Raw genomic sequence first — 2,985 nt, 5'->3', positions numbered from 1 at the left:
GGCGAGGGCTTCGCGGGGGGAGATGCCGAAGAGGGTGGGGTCGAACTCCGCGGCGTCGTGGAGGAAACCACCCTCACGGCAATACGTGGTACCGGGAACGTCCGGGTCGTCGCTGAAGAGGTCCGACAGCGGCCAACCGCGGTTCTCCGGGAAGAAGGAGACGGCGTCGACGCCGGAGGACACCAAGCTCCACAGTTCCTCTGGTGTCGTCACTCCGCCGGGGTAGCGGCACGCCATCGCCACGATCGCGATGGGCTCGCGGTCACGGCTCTCCATCGTCGCGAGCTGTTCCTGTGTCCGCTGAAGATCCGTCGTGACGCGCTTGAGGTAGGTGAAGAGCTTCTCTTCCTGCGTCATGCATTACCACCTGTGGTTCGGTCGCTGTGGGAGGGAACAGTCGGGGCTTCAGAGGTTCTGGTCGATGAAGGCCATGAGTTCCTCTGGTGTTTTGGCGTCGCTCGGGTCATCCTCGTCCCGGTCCCCGCCGGCACCCTGGCGTCGGCCCCATGCGGTGAGGAGGCTGGTGAGCCGCTGGGATACGAAGGCGGCGTCCGTGTCCTCGGGTGGGGAAGCGAGGGCCGCCTCCAGACGGTCGATCTCCTCGATCAGGGAAGCCCGAGCACCGGGCAGCTGCCCGTCGAGGTGAGCGGCGAGCGCCTCCGACGAGGGATGGTCGAACACGAGCGTGGCCGGCAGGACCAGTCCGGTGAGCGTGCTGAGCCTGCCCCTCAGCTCGACGGCGGTGAGGGAATCGAAGCCCAAGTCGGTGAGTCCCCTGCCGGGGTCGAGAGCCGAGGGGGTTGCGTGACCCAGGATCGCCGCGACCTCTTCGAGTACCACGTCGAGAAGGGCGGATCGGCGTTTCGCACCGCTCATACGGCTGATCCGATCCCGCAACGACACTGGTGCGGCGGGCGCCGCGATGGCGGGCAGGAAGCCGTGTAGTACTGACGGGACGGTGTCCTTCGACCGCAAAGCCGCCTTGTTGACGAGTAGCGGAAGCACCAGTGCCTCGCTGGAGTCCAGCGCCGCGTCGAACATCGCGAGTCCTTGAGCCGCACCGATCGGCAGCACTCCTGTCCGTGCGAGGCGGCGCCGGTCGGCTTCGCTCAGCTCGCCGGCCATGCCCTCAGCGAGGTCCCACAGCCCCCACGCCAGCGACAGCGCGTGCTGGCCCTGGCCCCGTCGCAGCTCGGCCAGCGCGTCAAGGAACGCGTTCGCCGCCGCGTAGTTGGCCTGTCCGGCCGAGCCAAGCGTGCCGGCGGCCGAGGAGAACAGGACGAAAGCGTCGAGGTCCTTCGTCAGCTCGTGCAGGTGCCACGCCGCGTCCGCCTTCGGCGCGAAGACCGTTTCGAGATGACGGGCGGACTGCCCCGCGAGCGTCGCGTCGTCCACGACACCCGCGCAGTGCACGACGGCCGACGGCGGCGTCGAGACGAGGACGTCGGCGAGTGCCTGCCGGTCCGAGACGTCACACGCGGCGAACCGGACAGTGGCTCCGAACTCGCGCAGTCGGGCCGCCAGTTCCGTCGCGCCCGGCGCGGATTCTCCCCGGCGGCTCACCAGCAGCAGTTCCCGTACGCCGCACGACTCCACGAGGTGCCGGGCGACCAGGCGGCCCAACGCGCCGGAGGCTCCCGTCACCAGCACCGGCCCGTCGCCCCACCGGACGGAGGTGTCCGAGGTCTGCGCCGCACGCACCAGACGCGGGACGCATGGCGCTCCGTCCCGGAACGCCACCTGCGGCTCCCCGCAACCGATGGCGGAGGCGAGGTTCGCGGGCTCGGCGTTGTCGACGAGCACGACGTGGCCCGGATGCTCAGCCTGAACGGAGCGCACCAGCCCCCACACCGCTGCACCCGACAGCCGCAGCGAGGGGTCCTCGGAGGTCGTCGCGCCCTCGGTGACGACCGCGACCCGGGTCTGCCGGGCCAGCGCGTCGCGCACGGACACGAGGACGCGTTCCGCGGTCTTGCGTGCCGACTCGGCGAGATCGCCGTCCGTCGGTGAGTCTGGACGGACCCGCAGCACCACGACATCGGCCGGCACCTCCTGCGCGGAGGGGAGGGTGACAGGCTGCCAGTCAAGGCGGAGCAGGGGGCTCGCGACCGGGCGCACGTGCTCGCCGGACACCGGACGTGCCGCGATCGAGGCCACCGAGGCGACCGGCGTGCCGAAGGTGTCCGCCAACTGAAGCGACCATTCGTCAGCGCCGCGTCGAGCGAGCCGTACACGGAGTTCTCCGCTGGCGGGGCCGAACAGGGATATGCCGGTCCACGAGAACGGCAGCACCGACGCGTCCGAGCCGGCCACGGCCCTGGTCGCGTGAAGTGCGGAGTCCAGCAACGCGGGGTGCAGGAGGAAATCGCCCGTCGTGTCCAGCTCGATGACGGCGTACACCTCGTCGCCGCTCACCCATGCCTCACGCAGCCCGCGGAACGCGGGACCGTACGCGATACCAGACTCCGCCATCTGATCGTAGAAGTCCGCCAAGTCGACCGGGACGGCCTCCGGGGGCCACGGCATCGGCTCGGAAACCGGGGCCTGCGCCGAGAGCACCCCGGCCGCATGCCTCGCCCACGGATCGTCGGCCCCTTCCGCCCGGGAGTACACGCTGAACGCGCGCCGCCCCTCCTCCGGCTCCTCCAGCTCGACCCGTACCTGAGCTGTCTGAACCTCGGACAGCACCAGAGGGGATTCCAGGATCAGTTCGGCGATGTGGGGGTGGCCGGTCTGCTGTCCGGCGTGCAGCGCGAGCTCGACGAAACCGGCGCCGGGGAACAGGACCGCGCCGTGCACGGTGTGGTCAGCGAGCCATGGCTGGGTACGCGGCGACACGCTGCCGGTCAACACGACTCGGTCGGACGAGGCGAAGGTCAACGATGCCGGCAGCAGTGGGTGGTGTGTGGTGTCGAGTCCGGTGGTGTTGGTGGGGTGGGTGGTTGGGGGGTTGTCGAGCCAGTAGTGGTGGTGTTGGAAGGGGTA

The 2,985-nt window shown here is 69.9% G+C and carries 2 protein-coding genes; both read right to left on the bottom strand.

All coding sequences use genetic code 11. The annotated features are described in order from the left end of the window. Positions 1–357 (bottom strand): beta-ketoacyl synthase N-terminal-like domain-containing protein (locus ABT106_RS31615; protein ID WP_351284413.1); only part of this gene is annotated, 357 nt, incomplete at its 3' end. 48 nt (positions 358–405) lie between these two features. Then, positions 406–2,985: type I polyketide synthase (locus ABT106_RS31610; RefSeq protein WP_351284410.1), on the bottom strand; the 2,580-nt coding region annotated here is incomplete at its 5' end.

This window comes from Streptomyces sp. NPDC002044 (genome assembly GCF_040296725.1).
Classification (GTDB): domain Bacteria; phylum Actinomycetota; class Actinomycetes; order Streptomycetales; family Streptomycetaceae; genus Streptomyces; species Streptomyces antarcticus.
This window is presented reverse-complemented; position numbering and strand designations above follow the sequence as displayed.